Annotated in this window: 14 protein-coding genes; 4 read left to right on the forward strand and 10 right to left on the reverse strand. The window is 43.4% G+C overall.

Annotated features, from left to right (window positions below; genetic code table 11):
- Positions 1-6: 6 nt before the first annotated feature.
- The 4 genes from CLV31_RS03520 to CLV31_RS03535 are packed head-to-tail and all read right to left on the reverse strand — an operon-like array spanning position 7 to position 5,155.
- On the reverse strand, positions 7-2,061 hold the full coding sequence (locus CLV31_RS03520) for an ATP-dependent DNA helicase (RefSeq protein WP_111391490.1): 2,055 nt from the start codon (positions 2,059-2,061) through the stop codon (positions 7-9).
- Between the two features lie 52 nt (positions 2,062-2,113).
- The gene (locus tag CLV31_RS03525; RefSeq protein ID WP_111391491.1) at positions 2,114-3,112 is read right to left on the reverse strand and encodes a PDDEXK nuclease domain-containing protein; all 999 of its coding nucleotides are present in this window, start codon (positions 3,110-3,112) and stop codon (positions 2,114-2,116) included.
- 29 nt (positions 3,113-3,141) lie between these two features.
- Positions 3,142-3,870: a hypothetical protein gene (locus CLV31_RS03530; protein WP_111391492.1), complete on the reverse strand. Its 729-nt coding sequence runs from the start codon at positions 3,868-3,870 to the stop codon at positions 3,142-3,144.
- Position 3,871: 1 nt separating this feature from the next.
- Entirely contained in the window at positions 3,872-5,155 is a 1,284-nt protein-coding gene (locus tag CLV31_RS03535; protein ID WP_111391665.1) for a reverse transcriptase family protein, read from the reverse strand.
- Between the two features lie 632 nt (positions 5,156-5,787).
- On the opposite strand from CLV31_RS03535, the gene CLV31_RS03545 reads away from it, so the two are divergent.
- On the forward strand, positions 5,788-6,723 hold the full coding sequence (locus tag CLV31_RS03545; protein WP_245943312.1) for a helix-turn-helix transcriptional regulator: 936 nt from the start codon (positions 5,788-5,790) through the stop codon (positions 6,721-6,723).
- A 29-nt stretch (positions 6,724-6,752) separates the two neighbouring features.
- On the opposite strand, the gene CLV31_RS03550 is transcribed toward CLV31_RS03545, so the two are convergent.
- From CLV31_RS03550 to CLV31_RS03570, 5 genes are all read right to left on the reverse strand, one after another.
- On the reverse strand, positions 6,753-7,568 hold the full coding sequence (locus CLV31_RS03550) for a DUF4349 domain-containing protein (RefSeq protein WP_111391494.1): 816 nt from the start codon (positions 7,566-7,568) through the stop codon (positions 6,753-6,755).
- Positions 7,569-7,641: 73 nt separating this feature from the next.
- Entirely contained in the window at positions 7,642-8,394 is a 753-nt protein-coding gene (locus CLV31_RS03555; RefSeq protein WP_111391495.1) for a LytR/AlgR family response regulator transcription factor, read from the reverse strand.
- Positions 8,391-9,461, reverse strand: coding sequence for a sensor histidine kinase (locus tag CLV31_RS03560; RefSeq protein WP_111391496.1), 1,071 nt, complete (start codon positions 9,459-9,461; stop codon positions 8,391-8,393). The genes CLV31_RS03555 and CLV31_RS03560 overlap by 4 nt, the downstream gene beginning before the upstream one ends.
- A gap of 163 nt (positions 9,462-9,624) precedes the next feature.
- A complete protein-coding gene (locus CLV31_RS03565; protein ID WP_111391497.1) occupies positions 9,625-10,269 on the reverse strand; it encodes a hypothetical protein in 645 nt (214 codons plus the stop codon).
- Positions 10,270-10,282: 13 nt separating this feature from the next.
- Complete coding sequence (locus CLV31_RS03570; protein ID WP_111391498.1) at positions 10,283-12,442, reverse strand: TonB-dependent receptor; 2,160 nt, start codon at positions 12,440-12,442, stop codon at positions 10,283-10,285.
- 248 nt (positions 12,443-12,690) lie between these two features.
- On the opposite strand from CLV31_RS03570, the gene CLV31_RS03575 reads away from it, so the two are divergent.
- The gene (locus CLV31_RS03575; RefSeq protein ID WP_245943313.1) at positions 12,691-13,107 is read left to right on the forward strand and encodes a GxxExxY protein; all 417 of its coding nucleotides are present in this window, start codon (positions 12,691-12,693) and stop codon (positions 13,105-13,107) included.
- Positions 13,108-13,137: 30 nt separating this feature from the next.
- On the forward strand, positions 13,138-14,157 hold the full coding sequence (locus tag CLV31_RS03580; protein WP_111391499.1) for a glycoside hydrolase family 43 protein: 1,020 nt from the start codon (positions 13,138-13,140) through the stop codon (positions 14,155-14,157).
- 214 nt (positions 14,158-14,371) lie between these two features.
- Here CLV31_RS03580 and CLV31_RS03585 read toward each other — a convergent pair whose 3' ends face one another.
- Positions 14,372-15,613, reverse strand: coding sequence for a M20/M25/M40 family metallo-hydrolase (locus tag CLV31_RS03585; protein WP_111391668.1), 1,242 nt, complete (start codon positions 15,611-15,613; stop codon positions 14,372-14,374).
- A 74-nt stretch (positions 15,614-15,687) separates the two neighbouring features.
- Here CLV31_RS03585 and CLV31_RS03590 point away from each other — a divergent pair, with 74 nt between their 5' ends.
- Entirely contained in the window at positions 15,688-16,791 is a 1,104-nt protein-coding gene (locus CLV31_RS03590; protein ID WP_111391500.1) for a TolB family protein, read from the forward strand.
- Positions 16,792-16,818 lie beyond the last annotated feature (27 nt).

Genomic DNA, 16,818 nt, shown 5'->3' on the forward strand with positions numbered 1-16,818 from the left:
CTTAATTTAGCTTATTCCTCTGAGCTTATTTACTACTGAAAGCAGCTTTAAATCAGCTGACCCATCCGTAGACCGAGGCCTTGCAAATGAATACTGATGTTTGCCGTTGAATACAAATTCCACCATAGCGCAATTGGCTTCTGTTTGCAGAAAATACTGATCATTCCATTGGTTTTGGATGATATTTGTGACTGGAATATTTTCCTCTGCCAATAGTTCCAAAAAATAAGCATGTAGGGCTTTTTGAAATTCAAATTTTGGCTCAAATGGAATTTCAGTGGGCAATAAGGACTCTATCAATACCGACTTAATCAAACTTTTAAATTCTTCATTGGTGAATTCATGCCATGTTGACTTTGTAAATCCGCTGTCCGAAAACCACAACTGTACTTTGCCTTTATTTTCTGAATGTTGAAAAGTGATTTCCAGTTGGTAATTGGGCTCTTTAAATTCTATACTTATCCCTTCCTTGGAGCAGATTTCTTGTAGCCTGTTTTTCCTGTGCTGAACAAAATACTTGGGATCATTTTCCTTCTTTGGGAAGTACACCGATCCTGCCATAACATTTGCAATTTTTTCAATATCTCTAACCACATAGTGGCTAAGCGCATTGTAATGCGGAGCATCTATACAAAATAACCGTTGATTACTTCTTGTCACTGCGGTGTAAGCCCATCGGAAAAAGCTTTTGGAAAACTTACCCATAAACACTTTGAAATCTACAAAGACATTTTCCCACTCCCCGCCCTGGGATTTGTGACAGGTAATGGCATACCCGTATTTAGCTTGTAGCACGTTGAAATACCGATCATTCTTGAGTGCTTTTCTGAATTCATTTGAACCGGGATTAATTTTCAGTTTACGCATCCGCTCTTTGAATTCAATGTATAAAGCTCGCTGATCATACGGATGCAGTCTGCTTTCTTCCGCATTCAGGAAGTTGTCGAGAATAGTTGTATTCAGCTGATGCTTAGTGCCATTTACCTCACCTACTTCAATCAAAACATCCCGAAAAACAAGTTTTCTCTCTATGGTTCGTCCACCTTCTACGATGAATCGGGGTTTGGCCTCATAAGAAATACCGCCCACTTCCAAGACAGTTACAAACATGCCGTTAAACAGCTCGACAGGTCCATTGTAGTTGTTTTTGGTAATAATCAACCAATCCTTTCTCTGAATCTGTGGTGAGGTGGTGTTGTATCGAAGTGACCGTATTTGTTGATTGTATTCTAAAGCCAGTCGGTTGGAATGCGTAATTACCACCGTTTGCTCAACTCCTCCTTTTTTAGCTACTGATGCATAATGTTCCAAGAAGGCTTCTGGCAATAATTTGTGGGTATCTGCCTGAGTATAATTTATTTCAAACGAGTTGAAAATATTTTTTGCAATTGCATTTCGAATCCGTGTTGCTGACTCTAGCACTCCACTATCTTTAGCCTGACGCACTACCTCGCTAAGAGTGGTTTCTTTTACGTTACAATGGTAGTTATCGGAAATGTAGTGACTGTCCAGAGCTGGCGAAAAGTTCATATTCACCGGTGGTAGCTGAGCTTCATCACCCACAAAAATTACTTTCCGCTGTGTATCTCCGATCAACGAATAATTTATCAAGTCTTTAAGCAAGCAACCAGAACCGAAGGTGAAAAACTCGTCATCACTGAAAACATCAGAAATCATCGATGCTTCGTCAACCAAATAGACACAGCGCGTACTTTCCTCATTCAATTTTAGTCCATAATAGAATCTAAATGAGGTACCTTCTTCTTTTTCGAGGATTTGATCCATGTTGTAGATTCCTCGGTGTATCGTCGATGCCTGTATTCCGGTTTTTTGGGAGAGAATCATCGCTGCCCTGCCTGTGGGTGCCATGAGCTTGAAGTCGGAATGCATGCTGGCCAGGTAGCGGCAAATTCCTTTTACCAAAGTGGTTTTTCCTGTTCCGGCATAGCCTTTCAAAAGAAATACCTTTTCATCGCCTTTGAGAAATGATTCAATGCTTTCTAGGGTAGTCCGCTGATCCGAAGTAAGCTGTAATTGCTGGTAAAAATTGAAAATGCTCATGTTCCTTCTTTCTTTATGCAAAGGAGTTCTTCAATTGTGCACTGAGTCTGCACTAGTCTTTTTCTTTATTTATTTCTCTTTCGAGTTCCTCAAGCAGTTGTTTTTCAGATGGCAAATAGAGCTCATACTTGGAGGCTATAATCTGCTTATTGTCTTCAGGAAGAGAAAATTTCACTACCGTGTTATTTTTGTCTGCACACAATAAGATGCCGATGGTAGGTTTTTCAAAATCCGCCTTTTCTACCCGGTCATAGTAATTGACATACATCTGAAGCTGTCCCATATCCTGATGGGTGAGTTTATGTGTCTTGATTTCAATCAATACAAAGCACTGAAGAAGACGATTGTAAAATACCAAGTCAATGAAAAAATCGTCTCCATCGAGGTGAATCCGCTTCTGACGAGCCACGAAAGCAAAACCATTACCCAATTCCAACAAAAATTCCTGTAGGTGCGAAATGATGGCGCTTTCCAAATCTTGCTCGTAATAATTGGATTCTTGCTTCAGTCCGAGAAACTCCAATACCATGGGGTCTTTGATGATGTGCTCTGCTTTTTCGGGTAGTCGTTCTTTTTTGGCTACAGCCAAGACCGCTTTTTTATCGTTGCTTAGCAGGAGACGTTCGTAGAGTTGGCTGTTAATCTGCCGTTCCAATTCTCGGGCATTCCACAGATTATGAATGGACTCAGCTTCGTAAAAAGCCCGTTTGTCTTCATTGTCAATGGATAGCATAAGCTTGTAATGCGTCCAGCTGAATTCCGTCCGCAGTGCGGACGCAATTGGAAAGGTGCGGTAAAACTGCCTAAACCGCTCAAGCTGCCGTGCGGAGAATCCGGTACCAAACTCCGGTTCCAGTGCCTCGGCCAATGTTTTTATTAAAAAAGAACCATACTCGGCTCGCTGTTCCCCGTTTTGTTCCTCTTCAAAGATCCGCTGCCCGATCTTCCAATACATGACCACCCGCTCAAAATTTACCGAGCGAACTGCATTTTGGCGAGCTTGGGAAATAATGGAATGGATGTCGGAGAAGAAGTTTTGGGAGGGGGTCATGGGGGTTGTTTGTTCATGCGAGGGTTAATTTATCTATGCGGTGTATTTGTATAGTTTAATGCTTCAGCGATTTTATTCTTCAAATGAACAAGAGCCTCATAGACTTGATTATAATTTTCTGTTTTTATAAATCGTAAAAGCTTTTCATCGACTTTGGTATTGCTGTCACGGTGAATTTCTAAGTTCCTAACCTTTGCGATATTTCCTAGAGTAAAGTTATATTCAGTTAATAGATTAATTTTATTGGATAAAGCCCAAAGCTTCATATAATGTGGAATACTTGATATGCTATTCGATTTAATTAATTGTTCAAATGTAATTTCAGAGTAATTAGTTATATCTGTTTTTACTTTTTCAACATCTCCATTTGAAGATTTGAAAAAATAAAAATTAATTAACTCTTCTGACTGAAAATGTGCATATTTACAAAACTTTTCAAAGGAGATAGAACCTGAGAAATCACTCAATCTACACTTTCCCATTTCTATAGCATCTCTTTCTAACTGAAATTTTACTCTCTCATCATAAATATTACTATAGTCAATTATTGGGATAAGTCCTTCATCAAGATATTTTTCAATTGACCCCAATTCCTTGATTGTAACCGCTGAAAGCTTTATTCCTGTATCTTTTTCTGATTTGAACTTTTTAGAGAATAGTATAGCAAGCTCATCATGAAACCACTCATTACCTTCCTCCTCAAGGATTTTGGAAATAAACTCTAGAAGAAGTTTTAAGTGTTCTTTATTTGCTGCCATATCATTTACATTTCTTAAATAATTCCATCGCTTCCATTAATCCTTTTCTAGTGAATACTTCCAAAACAGAATTTAAATCTACTGATTTTGGTATCGGGTTTTGGACAATAGTGGTATTCAGATTATTCAATCTGTCCTTCAATGATAGATAAGTATTGTCCTCAACCCCTTTCACCATCTTCAAAAACTCTAATTTGCCACCTAGCACGTCTTTCATCTTTGGAAAATTGACTTTTAGCTTTCCTTCCTTCAACAACTTTACATTGCCTCTATCATGAAGGTAATCCCTCTTAAAAATCTGTTCTGCCTTTTCATACCCATACTTTTCCCAAAAATTCAAGTACATCCGGATTTGCTTCACATACCTCCTACGCACATTTACCTTGTCATTGACGATCAAGCCGGTGGCCTCCTGACGATACCCCGCTTTTTGCAACCGGGTTTTCTTTGGATTGATCGTTAGTTTCTCTTCCTTAATCAGGCGCTTCAATTCGGATAGAAAGTCATCGTATGCCCCCTTTTGATTCAACACAGGGTTTTCTACTTCTTCATAAATGTTGTGAGGCGACGAAAATGTAATGTCGTCCGCATAGCGGGTATAGGTGGCGCCAAATCGATTGGCAAGACCGGTAAGCCTGCGATCAAGTTTCTTGCAAAGGATATTGGTCATAGTTGGAGAAGTAGGACTGCCTTGTGGAAGTACTGTCTTGAGTTCACCATCTATTTCAAAAGAATGGGTACAGAGGCTTGCCATTAAAAAGGCGAGTTCATCCATTTTTTGAAAGGACGCGCCATTTTCTTTCCGGAATTTACTGATGGTTTTTATTCCCCAGACTTCATTGAGTAAGCCAAATTTTACCCGATACAAATCAAACGAATGAAAAAAATCCTTCAAATCGATATTCAGTACATAGTGGTGTCCCACATGCTTTTTGGCATTGTCTACGATTGACTTTTCCAAAACAAAGCCTGTTGCCGCCTCATGGGGTTCATGAATACATTGCAAAACCAAGTTTAAGGACTGAAGGAGGGATTTCAATCCTTTTACGGGGGCATGGATCGTCCTGTCTGCACCTGACTTTTTCTTGATGATAAAGGTTTGATACCTTTTTTTGCACAGCGCAGGATTGGCATAATAGGTCAATGCCTTTAATCGAACTGGTTTTCTTGCTTCACCATAAAGCACGATATCAGCGAAGCTTAAAAGTTTTGCCAAGTCTTCTTTGGTTTGAAGCCCAGCAAATTGTTTACGGATTTGATCGATGTGTACTTGTTCGATTTTCATTTTAAAAATGTTAAGGACTTTGAAAACACCTGCCTGATACTCTATTTGTATGGAAATGAATCTTTGTATATTCTTTATCAATAAATTCATAAAGAACTTTTTATACAGAATCAACCAAAAGCTTCACATCCCCGAGAGGAGGCAAAACGCTTCAATAATGCCCGAGGGACATTCATCCCGACTTTGGGCCGGGAAAAGATGCCGATCATGTCCCGATTACTCGGGACCAGCACCCACGAATCAATACCTTAGGCAGGTGTTTCAAAGAACTAATGATGCAAAGTAATAAATCTGCTGTGCAGTAGACCTGCACCTATCAAAATAGTAGAGAAATACGTGTGATTTGTTTCCCTCCTCTGCATTTAAAGCAGATACCGCCTTCCACATGGTTGAATTGAGGAAGATGTCCGGTTCCGCCGCAACGGTCACAAGGAACTGATTTAGTCAGGGATTTGGGATTATTCACTTGATCTCTTCCAAGCATTTGGAGTTCAGTTTTTCTGCAGGTCTTTTCCATGAGTACAAATTACAGTACCTTGTGTGCAGTACATCTGCACAGCAAAATGGGAATTACAAAACATGCGCTAATTCGGTATCAGGCATTAGATAAATGCTTCAGAAATCCAGGCCGAATGTATTTTTGGGAGGATTTGCTGGAGGAATGCAATAAGGCATTGTCAGAGTTTGACCCAGAAAGTGAGGGAATACAAAGGAGGCAACTTTACTATGATATCAAATTCATGGAAAGCGAGCAGGGCTGGGCTATCCCCCTTGGAAGATATCCCTTTGATAGAAAACTTTTCTACCGATACGAAGACTTATCTTTTTCGATTAACAATCAGCCGTTGAATAATATGGAGGCGGAACAAATAAAGTCCGCACTTCAAATTTTCTCCCGATTTTCCGGAACTCCTCAGTTTGAATGGGTGAATGAGATGATCCCGAGGCTTGAATCCAAATTTGGATTAGTTGATAGAAAAAAGGAAGTCATCAGCTTTCAATCCAACTTTGATCTCAAAGGGCTTCATTTTATTGCTCCGATTTTTAACGCGATTATCAACGAAAGAGTCCTGATTATCAGCTATAGAGACTTTAAAAGTCAAGAATCCTATAAGTTGACTTTCCATCCTTACTATCTTAAGCAGTATAATGAGCGCTGGTTTGCATTTGGACTTAATGCTGATAAGGAGATTTCAAATTGGAACCTTGCGCTAGATCGAATTGAGGCACTTTCCGAAACAAACTTGAAGTATGAAAAGTCCGAAAGGGATTGGGATGAGTATTTTTTTGATATCATTGGAGTCACTCGGCCGGAAGGTATAAGTCTTGAGAAAATTGCTCTTTTATTTTCTTCTGATGTCGCTCCCTATGTGATTACAAAACCTCTTCATCCCACACAAAAACACAGGCAACTACCAGAAGGCCTTGAGGTTGTGATTGAGGTGATTCCCAATTTTGAGTTGGAAAGATTGATTATTTCTTTTGGTGACCAGGTTAAAGTGATTTCACCGGAAAGTCTTAGAAAGAAAATTTCTCAGCAATTAATCGCAGCCGCCAATCAATATTGAAGCTAACTTCAGATATTTTGCTATTGAACTTACTTCATTGGCGGTGGTGGGGTCTTCTTTCTTTTTAGCAACCAAACCAACAATCCGCCAAAAATCAGGACGAAGGGCCAAAGATTGAGCACGAAAATAAAGAACCACTGGAGATTGGTCCATCCATTTTTCAGGCTGTCGATGGCTTTGCCGAAAAAGCCAAATTCTTTATCCTTTTCCACAAAAAAAGACACATTCAAGGTGCTCAGTGAAACCCGGTTGCTGAGGTAATTGAGCCGACCTTGCATGGATTCGATCTCTCCCCGGACATTGGCGAGTTCCCGCTCCAGTCCAAGAATTTCCTGCACATTTTTGGCTTGTTTGAGCAGCTCGGTGTAGCGGTTTTCGAGTTCTTTTTTGGTCTTGAGCCGGGCTTCTACATCGATAAATTGCTCGGTGACGTCTTCGCTTCGGATGTTCGAATTTTCGATTCGGACCGCATGGGATTGAATTTTTTCCAGCAAAGGATCCAACTGATCGGAGGGAATGCGGATGGTCAGGCGTTTTTCTGTGCGCTCTCCGTAGCTGTTTTCCGATTCGTTGGAGATAAAGCCTTTGGCTGCTTTGACTTCCGCTTTGAGAAAAGCATCGGTTTCTTGTATGTCCTTGCATTCAAAATAGATATCGCCCTCGCGGATGATTTTTCGCTCGGTAAATTCTGCCGTAGGGGCGGGTTGTTCAGTGGCCGGAGCCTCTGCCAATCTCTGATAGGATTCCGCTGAATCCGATACTGGCAGGTTCACAGAATCCTGAGTTCCGCATGCAGCTACAATAAAGCCGAACAGAATGGGAAGTTTGAGCAAGAAAAGCTTCATAAAATGAGGGTTTTAATCCAGGTAAAAACGGGAAGATCAGACTTTTCGCTGCAATGGATAGAAAATTTAACACCTACCGATCTAGCCAATTTTTCAGCTCCGTTACTTTTTCCCGACTGACCAAAATATCCGAGTCTGTACAGTTTCGAAGGAAAACTTTCAATCGGCTATTGGAGTAGGTCAGCACTTCCTCGATGGCATCCACATGGCTTAGATATTTCCGATTAAGGCGAAAGAATATCGAAGGGTCCACTTGAGATTCGACTTGCTCCAGTGTGGAGTCGAGGACATACTTTTTGCCTGTATGAGTTTGGATAAAGGTAACCCGCTCCTCACTGAAGAAAAACGCGATTTCCTCCATGGGAACGCTTTGGATTTTTTCTCCAAAACGAACCAAAAACCGGCTTTTGTACGATTTTGCCTGAGGCTGGATCAGGGATTTTAGCAGGTTTAAATCCAAGCTAGGTTGAATGCTTCGAGACCTGAATTTTTCCATAGCCCTTTCCAAATCTTTTGGATCGATGGGCTTAAGGAGGTAATCTATTGCATTGACTTGGAAGGCCCGAATGGCGTATTGATCAAATGCAGTGGTGAAAACAACCGGGCTCGAAACGTTTACTTTTTCAAAAATCTCAAAGCTGATCCCGTCAGCCAACTGGATATCACAGAAAATAAGGTCGGGAGTAGCGTTTTCCTCGAACCATCGGACTGCACGACTGACCGTATCCAGATTTCCGATCAACTCGGCCTCAGGAAAATGCACCTGTAGCAATTTGCCCAGTCGGTTGGCGGCAGGTTTTTCGTCTTCGATAATCAGAATCCTCATGAGTTGACCTTTAAGAGTGGAAGTTTGACCAAAAATTCATGTTCCGTCTGGAAGATTTCCGGAATCCGATCACTCAAAATTCGGTAGCGCGATCGGATATTTTCCAGACCCACACCCGTGGAGGGTTCATTTTGACTGGTTTTGGGTTGAAAGGTGTTGCTTACCCAAAGCTCCTCGCCTTTTTGGAGAATGGAAATGAAGAGCGCATTTTCCTGAGAAGCAATGTTGTGCTTGATGGCATTTTCGAGCAAAAGCTGAAGAGAAAGCGGAGGCAAATAACAGCCTTTGCAATCCGGGACCTCTACCTTGAAGTTGAGATTTTCTTCAAATCGGATCTTTTGAAGCTCGAGGTAGTTCTGGGCAAATTCCAATTCCCGATCCAATCCCACTAACTCTTCCTGCTGCACATCGAGGACGTAGCGGTAGATTTTGCTCAGTTTCTGAATGAAAGCTGCTGATCGGTCTGCATCCTCATAGACTAGATTGGAAAGGGCATTGAGCGAATTGAAGAGGAAGTGGGGATTGAGCTGGTCTTTGAGGCTTTGGTACTGGCTGGCGAGCTTTTCGGAGCGAAGTTGCTCAGCTTCGATGGCGGACTTGCGCCATTCCATCAACCAAGACCGAGAGGTGAAAATGGCCATGAATACCAAGGCAATCGTCATCGGGGTAAAGGTGAACTTCAATATTCCTTGCCAAGGGATTTGATCTTCGGGAAATTTCCACTCGATCCAAGCATATAAAAACACGATGATAAAGCTCGCCACAAAAGCATAAACCATATAGGTGGAGACGGTCGCGAAAAGTCTTTTTACCGGCTCGTGAACCCAAGAGACTCTCGAATCCCAAAATTCTTCTACCCGACTTCCCCCATAGCTCAAAGCCATCGATACACAAAAGGAAAAAATAAAATCAGGTAATAAGCCGATCAAATCCTCCCAGCTGAAAAAACAAATGGGGCAAAAAATCACCTGAAGGATCAAGGCTATTGCCAGATTGATCAACAGAAATTTCTTGAGGTCTCTCCAAATGTCTTTTTCGTTTTGGCAGTCTGTGGCGGATTGGGTCATGGCAGGAAGTTAGGAAAAAGCTGAGGATTTCGGATTTGAGACTTCGAATGCTTCGACATACTTTGACAAGCTCAGTACAAGTACTCAGCACAAGTTTCGGATTTTCGACCTCCACCGAGGTTTCTCTCAGTGGAGGGTGTTGGTTTAGTCTTCAAATCGGGCATTACTTGCACGCGCCGGCTACCTGCTCGGCTTCGCGTTTCCCCCAAGTTGGGAGAAGGTAATCTTCGGTCACTTTTGCTTCTTCTTTGGCAAAGAGCTCCAGTCCTGTTCTGGCTAATCCACAAGCTTTTTCCGGCCCTTGACCAAAAAACTGCGCCATTCCCTGTTCCATTTGAGCCATCATGGTGACCGCTCGGGGATTTTCCCGATCCAAGGCAATCGCTTTTCCAAACAACTGCATGGCTTGACCGCTGAGTTCCTGACCTCTGCTCATGGGATCTACAGAAAGCTTTCCCATGGTGATAAAACCCTGCAATGCGGTGATTTCTGAATGGTTGGGAGCTATTTTCTCGGCTTTTTTTGCCAGTTCCATGGCTTGATCGAAGTATTGATCCTTATTGACCTCAAAGCGAAAAGCAGCAATGGTCTTTAAATAGGCTGCATAATACAACGGAAGCCATTCGGTGTTTTTCACCTCTGCAATTCTCAGGAATCCGTTGGCCACGGCTTGAGATTGTTCCGGATTTTGAATGGTTTTCATGGCTTGAATCTGTTTTTTCATGGCCGATTCGTAGGCAGGATCATTGGCAAAAGCGGAAAAAACGAAGGCAAATGCCAAGGCAAGGGTAAAAAGAGACTTTTTCATGGTGTTGTAAGATTTAGAGGTTGTTTAAATTATTTGCGTTTTTGTCTTTAGAAATGGTGAAGAAAATTCCGAGGAAAAGGAATCGTGGAGCTCCTTGGCCTAAGGGTATGGATTCAAATCTTCCTTGTTCATTAGGCGCTTGGGCAAACTGGTAGCCGAAGATGTTTTGGTGGCCGGTGACATTGGTGACGGCTCCATGAATGATCAGATTGGGTCGGGGCAGATAGCTCCAACTGAGGCTGAGGTTTTGGAAGGAACCGGTTTTGGAGTTCATTTCACCGGGCTGATTCGGGTCAGTATAGCTCAGACCGTCATTGAATGACCAAGACAGGCCCAGCTGTGATTTCAGATTGGGCACAAAGTGCTTGACCACCACGCTGAGGTTATGCTTAGGCGCAAAGTCAGGTTGGACCTGTCCGGTGTATTGGAAATAGCTGCGCTTGCTGTACACAAAGCTGTAGGTGATCCAGTAGTCGGTGTTTTTCAGACTTTCGCGGTCGCGAAAAAAGACATCAAATCCACGGGCAAAACCCTCGCCTTCATTTCGGACATTTTGTGGGTTTTGGAGATTTTCCTCAAATCGGACCAATTGATCGTATGACTTGTGAAAGGCTTCTGCCCGGAAGGTTTTCCCCTCTTTTTGGTAGAGGTAGTTCAGGAGCAAATGCTTGGATTCGGTGTTTTTCAGGTTCGGATTCAACACTCTGAATCTTTCTTCGGGTAGTTGATGAAATCTTCCAGCGGCAAGCGAAAGTGTTCCGTTTTCGGAGATTTTGTAGGCCAGAGAAGTGCGGGGATCGAGCCATTTTTCATTCGCAAGGGTAGAAACTCCCGCTCGCAATCCGGATCTCAGCACCAATTTTCGGCTGAGATACCAGTCCCATTCGGTGAAGAGATATCCTTGATTTTCTTCGAAAGTCCGTTCCAGATTTTCTTTGGTCAGGACTTCAGAATATTCGTTTCGGAAGTATTCTACCCCGTTTTTTACCGAAAGGCGATCGGAAAAATCATAGCCTGCCGTCCATTTGGCATGAGTGAGTTGACTTTTTCGCTCTAAGTCTAAGCCCCCGAGACTCAGGACGTCTTTGTTTTGAGAGTAAGAAATCCCCCCAAAAAGTGACCATCCGTTTTCATAGCCGTTTCTCCAGTTGGTTTGGGCGTACGAATAGGTGTTTTTCAGGTGGATGAGCATCCCCCGTGAAGATTCACCGGGTTGGGGTTGCCAGAGTTGCATTCCACCTGCCTCAGTACGTGCGAGCACTTTCCAAAGGCCCCCTTTGGCCGTTTTCTGCTGGGCAGCCAATTCTAAATCCCTTCCAAAAGGAGCTCTTTCCCAATCGAAATCCTGCTTGATGATCGCCTGATAGGGTTTGAGATCAAAAATATTTCCGCTTATGGTGATACTTCGTTTGTCATTAGCCAAGGTGTGGGAATAGCCTCCTCCCACCGACATGATGGACAGGTCGCCTTGGTTTCGCTTGGCTAGATCCTTTGTGTTTAGGGCTAATGCCGAAGAGAGTGCCTGCCCGAATTCTGCTGAATAGCCACCGGTGGAAAAGAAGGTTCCTTTGAATAAGTTGGGATTGAAGCGGGTGCGGGTGGGTACATTTCCAGCCGTGGTGCCATAAGCATTTCCCACGCGAAGACCATCGATGAATATGCCGACCTCGCTCGCATCTCCACCGCGGACAAAAAGGCGGCCGTCATTGCCCACGGTAGAGGTACCGGGCAAGGTCTGGAATGCTCCCACTATATCACCCATTGCGGAGGGAGTGGTCACAATATCGATCGGACGAAGGATCACGGATTTTTTCTCATCCGAGGCTTCCATAGCTCCTGCGGAAATGGTGACGGTATTCAGTTCGTTGAATTCTTCTTTAAGAATAAGAGAAGGGATTTCCAAGGTTTTTGCAGAAAGTTCAACCACCACCTCTTGGGATTTAAAACCCAACATACTGAAGGCTAGGAGCTGTGTACCCGATTCGGTGGTTTCGAATTGGAAGGAACCGTTTTGGTCTGTACTTGCTCCGTCAAAAGTTCCTTTGAGAAAAACATTGACGCCCGGAAGGGGCTGGTTTTTTTCGTCCAGGACTTTTCCGGAAAGGATGGTCTGGGCAAATCCAAGGTTTTGGATCCAGAGGAAGAGAATCAAAAAAGAGAATATCGACTTCATAGTTGGCTTGTATTTGAACCAAAATTGAAGCGCTTGAACCGCTCAAAAAATCAAACCTGACTGAAGTGTCAAAATCCGCGACTGAAGTGTGGGTTTTTAAACCATTGAGAAATTAAGGGTATTAAGGAAAAAGAGTTTTGAAAATTGAATGCATCTTATTGATCCTTCTCCTCGGAAGAGAAACCCTTAATTCTCTAAATTCCTAATGGTAAAAAAATCACCATTTTGAATAACATTTTTTGGACCCCATGAAATACATCTCGAAATCATCCGTGACCAAATTGTCTTTTCTGGTAACGGGCTGTGCGATAACGGTTCACAAAGCTCTTGGTCCCGGTCTTTTGGAAAGCGTCTATGAAAAATGCCTTGTTTTTGAATTGGAAAAGCAAGGTTTTCACGTCCTTCAGCAGGTTCCCATTACGATCAATTATGAGGGAAATTTGATCGATTCTGAATTGAAGCTGGACCTGCTTGTGGAAGATACCATCATTGTTGAGCTCAAAGCAGTCCAGGAACTTCTCCCCGTTCATTCAGCGCAATTGATGAGCTATATGAAACTGCTTAAAAAACCACAGGGACTTCTGTTCAATTTTTACTCGGATAATCTCACTAAATCTATGAAACCATTCATCAATGAGTATTTCGAAAGGTTACCTGTAGAATAGTACCTTAGCCATTCTCTAATTCAATTTCCCATGCGCATAAGATTTTCAATTTTCCTCCTAACGGTAGCCATTTCTTGTTCCTCACCTCAATCCGAAACCCAAGAGGAGCCCAAACTTTCCGGTAATCCCATTTTCGAAGGCTGGTATGCCGATCCGGAAGGGATTGTGTTTGGAGATGAATACTGGATTTATCCGACCTTTTCGGCGGCATTTGAGGATCAGTTGCACTTTGATGCATTTTCTTCCAAAGACTTGGTGACTTGGGAAAAACACGAGCGCATCTTGGATAATACCGCCATTACTTGGGCCCGTCAGGCGATGTGGGCACCTGCTGCGATCGAAAAAGACGGGAAATATTACCTCTTTTTCGCAGCCAATGACCCACTTACTCCCGAGCGACCGGGCTATGATCCCAACAATGACATCAATCATTTCGGAGGAATAGGCGTGGCCGTGGCAGATTCACCTGCCGGACCTTTCAAAGATTTGCTAGGAAAGCCGTTACTCTCGGATTTTCACAATGGGGCTCAACCCATCGATCAGTTTGTGTTTAAGGATACCGATGGCACGCATTACTTTTTCTATGGAGGCTGGGGACATTGCAATATTGGAAAGCTTAATTCAAATTTTACTGGGTTCGAACCCTGGGAAGATGGAGAACTTTTCCACGAAATCACTCCCGAAGGCTATGTGGAGGGCCCTTTTATGTTTTTGAGAAATGGTGTGTATTACCTCATGTGGTCCGAAGGTGGTTGGACGAATGACAGCTACAAAGTCGCCTATGCCATGGCCGAAAAAGCCACCGGACCCTATCGCCGAATCGGTACAATTCTCGAGGCAGACACTACGATTGCCACCGGCGCAGGACATAATTCCGTCATCCAAAAACCCGGAACTGACGAGTGGTACATGGTTTACCACCGCCGCCCTATTCCCAACGAGGGCCGTGACCATCGGGTGACTTGCATCGATGTAATGGAATTCAATGAAGATGGAACGATCAAGCCGATTAAGATGACTTTTGAGGGAGTGGAGGCGAATCCTTTGTAATAGAAATCAGAAAAATCCTTTTTGTCTTTGAAGACTATCTGAAGGCGTTTGAGTACTGATTGAAAGAAAGTAAAATAAGATTTCTGTTATTTTACTTTTGAAGGCGAAGATAAAATAGAGGCAGGGCAAAATTTCCATTAAAGATAAAAACGCCTCTGAGACTTCCCAGAGGCGCATTCTATTGTAGGAGAAAAGGAGTTTCTTGACTCTCAAATCAAAACCTCACCACCGCTTCCACTTTTTGACCTGACCGTTCGATCACCACTTTAGTAGAATCTCCTTTTTGGAAAGCACTCAAAGCCCGCATGTAGCTCATCATGTCGTAAACGGTGGAGTCTCCCAGCTGTACGACCACATCACCTTTGAGCAATCCGGCAGCTTGGGCGGGTTTGCCTTCAGACACACCATCTACACGCATTCCTTTTCCATCAAACATGTAGTCCGGCACCACTCCCATCGACACGGTGAATCGAGGAGAATCGCTGGAATCTTTGGTCTTGGTAAAGGCAAGTTTGGGTTCATTGTCCAGCGTAGTCACCACCCGGGAAATGTAGCGTACTACTTTCACCAACCCTTCATAGTTGATCTTATCCGAATCATCGCTTGGCTTGTGGTAGTCTTCATGCTGACCGGTGAAAAAATGCAATACCGGCAAATCTTGTAGGTAAAATGACGTGTGATCAGATGGACCTACTCCCGATTCAGAAGTAACGAGTTTCAGGCTATCCGCATTGATTTGGTCAAATACAGGGACAAAACTCGGGCTGGTTCCGACCCCGTTGATGGCCAAAGATTTTTCTTCATTCAGCCTGCCTACCATATCCATGTTGATCATGTAGTTGACTGTTTGGAGATCGATGGTTGGGTTTTTGACAAAATAATTGGAACCCCATAGGCCATTTTCCTCACCCGAGAAAGCGATAAAGAGAATGTTGTTTTTCAACTCTTCATGTTTGAGAATTTCTGCCAAAGCCAACAGACCCGCGGTTCCTGAGGCATTGTCATCGGCCCCGTTGTGAATTGCTGAATCACCCCGATGAAGCGAGCCTTGTCCACCCATTCCCAAGTGATCAAAGTGTGCTCCGATCACGATGGTTTTATCCGCTTTTTTATCCAAAAAGGCGACTACATTTCGACCGGTGACTCCATCGCCGTCCGTGCCGATCACTGCTTCTTCATGGGGATTGGACGGTTTGGATACGGTAAAAGGCTGAAAAAACCCTTCGGTTCCTTTGGGCTGCAGCCCTAGTTTTTCAAATTCTTTGGCCAGATATTCCGCCGCTTTTTGCTCTCCTTCTGTGCCAATAGCCCTTCCTCCCAAATCATCTGCCGCAAGGAAAACGACATCTTCCTGTAAAGTAGCCAAGAGCTTTTCGTCGGTTGGAGGACCATCGCAGGCTGCGATGAAAAGTGCAGAAGCTAAAATGTGGCTGGATTTGAAAAGAAAATGCTTCATGAGATTTGTCGATTTAGTCCAAAGATAATAATTGGTATCTTCGGCCTGCAATTCTTTTAGTATCAAGCCCAAAAATGAAGAAACTCCTTTATTCGCTAGCTCTCCTTGCTGTAGCCTGTGCTCCTAAAACAGAATCATCTGTTGAAACTGATGTCCGTTCTGCCACTGATTCCCTTCTCCTTCATCCTGAAGAGATGAAATACCTCAAAAACATCAAGCAGTTGACTTTTGGAGGAAATAATGCGGAAGCCTATTGGTCATTTAATGATTCTCTGCTGGTCTTTCAGTCGGATTTTGCAGGCTGGGGCAATGAATGTGACCAGATGTTTTACCTCAACTGGCGCGAGGACGACCTGAAAAACAACACGCCTCAACGGCTTAGCACAGGTTTGGGAAGAACGACTTGTTCCTATTTTCTACCCGGTGACCAAACGATTGTCTATGCCTCTACTCATTTGGTAGATCCGGCTTGTCCTCCTGTTCCTGAGCGAAGAGCGGATGGCAAATATGTGTGGCCGATCTATGATTCCTTTGACATCTTCACAGCAGATTTGAATGGCAATATCCTTTCTCAATTGACCAAAGAGCCCGGATATGATGCCGAGGCGACGGTATCTCCTAAAGGTGACCGAATTGTTTTCACCTCCATGAGAACCGGTGATTTGGAGCTTTTCACCATGAATATCGATGGCACAGATGTGAAGCAGATTACTTCCGACTTGGGCTATGACGGCGGGGCATTTTTCTCCCCTGACGGAAGCAAGCTGGTATGGAGAGCTTCCAGACCGCAGACCCCTGAAGAAATCAAAGAATACAAAGAATTACTCAAAGAAGGATTGGTGAAACCGACCGATATGGAACTCTATGTGGCCAATGCTGACGGGACAGACATCCAAAAAATCACCAGCCTAGGCAAAGCCAACTGGGCACCCTTTTTCCATCCCTCTGGAGAAAAACTCATCTTCGCTTCCAACCATCAGACAGAAAGAGGCTTTCCTTTCAATCTGTTTATGATCAATCTGGACGGAACAGGCCTAACCCGAATCACACACGACGGGACTTTCGATGCGTTCCCGGTCTTTTCCAATGATGGCAAATACTTGGTTTTTGCCTCCAACCGAAACAACGGCGGCACTCGCGATACCAACCTCTTTGTGGCGGAGTGGATTGGGGATTGAACTAGCTAATACAAGATGAGAATAAGC

The sequence above is a fragment of the Algoriphagus aquaeductus genome (genome assembly GCF_003253485.1).
GTDB lineage: Bacteria > Bacteroidota > Bacteroidia > Cytophagales > Cyclobacteriaceae > Algoriphagus > Algoriphagus aquaeductus.